Source organism: uncultured Clostridium sp. (assembly GCF_937920395.1).
GTDB lineage: Bacteria > Bacillota > Clostridia > Clostridiales > Clostridiaceae > Clostridium_AD.
Map to the genome: position 1 here is coordinate 1 of NZ_CALEVF010000355.1, position 3,443 is coordinate 3,443.

Annotated in this window: 3 protein-coding genes and 1 pseudogene; all 4 read left to right on the top strand. The window is 34.0% G+C overall.

Annotated elements, in window-relative coordinates; genetic code table 11:
• Positions 1–612, top strand: a pseudogene (locus tag Q0649_RS20860) (4Fe-4S binding protein); the annotation flags it as partial.
• 152 nt (positions 613–764) lie between these two features.
• Complete coding sequence (ubiE, locus tag Q0649_RS20865; RefSeq protein ID WP_298846398.1) at positions 765–1,463, top strand: bifunctional demethylmenaquinone methyltransferase/2-methoxy-6-polyprenyl-1,4-benzoquinol methylase UbiE; 699 nt, start codon at positions 765–767, stop codon at positions 1,461–1,463.
• A gap of 68 nt (positions 1,464–1,531) precedes the next feature.
• A complete protein-coding gene (locus tag Q0649_RS20870; RefSeq protein WP_298846392.1) occupies positions 1,532–2,341 on the top strand; it encodes an electron transfer flavoprotein subunit beta/FixA family protein in 810 nt (269 codons plus the stop codon).
• Positions 2,329–3,387, top strand: a complete 1,059-nt coding sequence (locus Q0649_RS20875) for an electron transfer flavoprotein subunit alpha/FixB family protein (RefSeq protein ID WP_298846395.1) — start codon at positions 2,329–2,331, stop codon at positions 3,385–3,387. The genes Q0649_RS20870 and Q0649_RS20875 overlap by 13 nt, the downstream gene beginning before the upstream one ends.
• Positions 3,388–3,443 lie beyond the last annotated feature (56 nt).

Genomic DNA, 3,443 nt, shown 5'->3' on the forward strand with positions numbered 1-3,443 from the left:
TGGGATATTAAAAAACCTAGAGTAGAAGTTGCATTTTTGGCCATTGTAATCATGGGTATTGTATTTGTTCAAAACATAACAATGTTAAACATATGGGAAAATATATTACATGGTCTTGAAAATATACTAGGAACAACAAATTATATTATAACTTTTACGGTAACTTTCCTTATAGCTATGGCCATTCCTGTTGCGTTACTAATCTTGACAGGGCTTATTGCTAAAAAGTTTAACAAGGCTACCATTATGGAAAATTTCGCTAGATTCGGATATTCGCTTATACCGTTAGATTTAGCAGGACATATAGCTCATAATCTATTTCACTTGTTAGCAGAGGGTAAATCTGTGGTTTATACTATAATGGAATTTTTCGGAGTAAGCTCTCACGGAGCTTCAACTGCAATATTCCCTAGTCCAACTATTCAAATGTTTCAGTATATTATAATTGTAATTGGTACTATAGGTTCAATATATACTGCTTATAGAATTGCTAAGAGCAGTCAAGCTAAAACAACAATTTTAGGAACCTCAGTAACTTATACTATTCTAATGGTATTACTTGCAGCCGCAAATATATTCTTATTTTCTATTCCAATGGCAATGCGTATGTAACAAATTAAATAGTAAAAAGAGGGTATTTATGTTTAAATACTTTATACTCTCTGTTTTTACTATTATATGTTTATATATTGCTATCAATTTACAAAGCGATGTAACGTTTTGTAATTTCCCTTTAATGTAAGGAGGCTTTAATAGTGAATGAAATGACTATAAATGTTCATGATGTATTTTCATCAATTGCTAGTAAATATGATAAATTGAATACAATATTAACTTTAAATATAGACCAATTATGGAGAAAAAATGCTGTAAAACTATGCACCATAAAAAAGAATGATAAAGTATTAGATTTATGCTGTGGTACAGGTAAAATGATAGAACTTGAATGCAGAGCAGCAGGTACAAATACTGAAGTTGTGGGGCTAGACTTTAATAAAGAAATGCTTAATGTAGGATATAAAAAGCTTAACAAATCATTAATAAATTATAAATTCAACTTAATGCAAGGAGATGCTATGAGCCTTCCCTTTGGTGATAATACCTTCAATTGTATCACCATCGCATTTGGTTTACGAAATGTACCTGATAAAAGAAAATCTATTTCTGAAATGTATAGAGTTTTAAAACCAGGTGGAAAGATAGTTTGCCTAGAATTATCTAAGCCAGAAATGCCTATTTTCAGAAATGTATATAATTTATATTTCAACTATGTACTACCAGTTATTGGCTATCTAGGAACCCAAGATAAAGCAGCTTATGACTATCTAAGAGATTCAGTAAATGGCTTTATGACAAAAAATCACCTTAGAGATGAATTTAGGAGTGTTGGTTTTGAGAATTCAAGGTTTAAGTCCTTAACTTGTGGAATAGCATCTATACATTATGGCATTAAACCTTTATAGGAATAAATATACAGCTTTGCTTTATTATATTAAAGCAAAGCTGTAATAAAAAAAGGAGTTGTTGTTAATTGCATACTTTAGTTTGTGTAAAACAAGTACCTGACACTACTGAAATAAAAATGGATCCAATAACAAACACAATGGACAGATCAAGTGCTCCTACCATTATTAATCCATTTGATGCTCATGCTGTTGAAGAAGCAGTTAAAATAAAGAAAAAATTTGGGGGTAAAGTTTCTATTATTTCAATGGGACCTCCTCAAGCACAAGAAGTTATTAAAAAATGTATTGAAATGGGTGCAGATGAAGGCTATCTACTTTCAGACCGTGCCTTTGCAGGATCAGATACATTGTCTACCAGCTACATTCTCGCTATGGGAGTAAATAAAATAATGGAAATTGAACCAATTGATTTAGTATTCTGTGGTAAACAAGCCATAGATGGAGATACAGCACAAGTTGGACCCGGTATTGCATGCCGTTTGGGTATGCCACAGTTAACTTATGTTGAAGCTATTGAAACATTCGATTTGGGAAAAAAGGTTATTGTGCTTCATAGGAAGATTGATAATGGATATGAAGTTGTACAAGCAAAACTTCCTTGCCTAATAACAGTAGAAAAAGATATTAATGAATTAAGCTTTTCACCTTTAACAAATATGATTAAGGCAGCCCGCTATAAGCCTATCGCTTGGGGAATTAAAGATTTCAACGCTGATTTAACCCAATTGGGATTAAAGGGATCTCCTACTTCTGTACGACGCATTTTCCCACCAGAACAAAGAGCCGGCGGCGAATTGCTTAAAGGCAGCGAGGATGAAGTAGTTAAAATTTTAGTTGATAAATTAAAAGGAGGAATACTTCAATGTCAGATATAAATAAAGAATATTCTGGTGTATGGGTTTTTGTAGAACAGTTAGAAGGAAAACTAGCCACCGTCACCCTCGAGCTCGTTGGCGCGGCAAAGAAACTTGCTTCTAGTTTAAATGTACAAGTATCTACAGTTCTTTTAGGAGACAAAGTGGAAACTATCATACCTACACTTTTTGAGCACGGTGCAGATATAGTATATATTATCGATGATCCAGTATTCCATTTTTACAGAGCTGAAACCTATAAGAGTGCCTTTTGTTATCTTGTAGAAAAATATAAACCAGAAATATTATTAATGGGCGCAACAACTACTGGCCGTGATCTTGCTGGAGCAGTAGCAACTACACTAAAGACAGGGCTAACAGCTGATTGTACAGCCCTTGATATTGATTTAGAGAAAAAGATTTTACTTGCTAGTAGACCTGCCTTTGGTGGAAATATTATGGCCACCATTGTATGTAAAGACCATAGACCTCAAATGGCTACTGTCCATCCAAAGGTTATGAAAATGCCTATTCCTGAGAAAAATAGGGCTGGCCTAATAGTAAGAGAAACATTTGCCATTGCAGAAGAGTCTTTGAAAACTATAGTTCTAAAAATAGTTAAAGATGGATTAGAAAATGTGAAACTCGAAGATGCAAAAATTATAGTGAGTGGCGGCCGTGGTATACAAAATGAACACGGAGTTAAGCTACTTAATGAACTAGCAACAGTCATTGGCGGTGTCGTTTCTGGAAGCCGTGGCGCTGTTGAAAAAGATTTAATTGATCATAACCGTCAAGTTGGTCAAACCGGTAAAACAGTATCTCCAAAACTATATTTCGCAGTAGGGATTTCGGGGGCAATACAACATACTGTTGGCCTCCAAGGGTCTGAAACTATAATTGCTATAAATACAGATCCAGAATGTCCTATGATGAAAATTGCTACCTATAGCATTGTTGGAGATGCACTTACAATATTGCCTAAATTGATTAAAGTATTTAAAGAGTCTCTATCTGAACTTAAGAATTTAAATTTCAATATTAAGGGAGGGGTTACCGTTGAGTGAAAAATTTGATGCTATTATTGTTGGAGCTGGCGTATCCGGACTTGCAGCAGCTTATA

Bases quoted from the DNA above. Each gene is read 5' to 3' on its own strand.
- ubiE (WP_298846398.1), top strand. From the start codon at position 765: ATGACTATAAATGTTCATGATGTATTTTCATCAATTGCTAGTAAATAT.
- Q0649_RS20875 (WP_298846395.1), top strand. From the start codon at position 2,329: ATGTCAGATATAAATAAAGAATATTCTGGTGTATGGGTTTTTGTAGAA.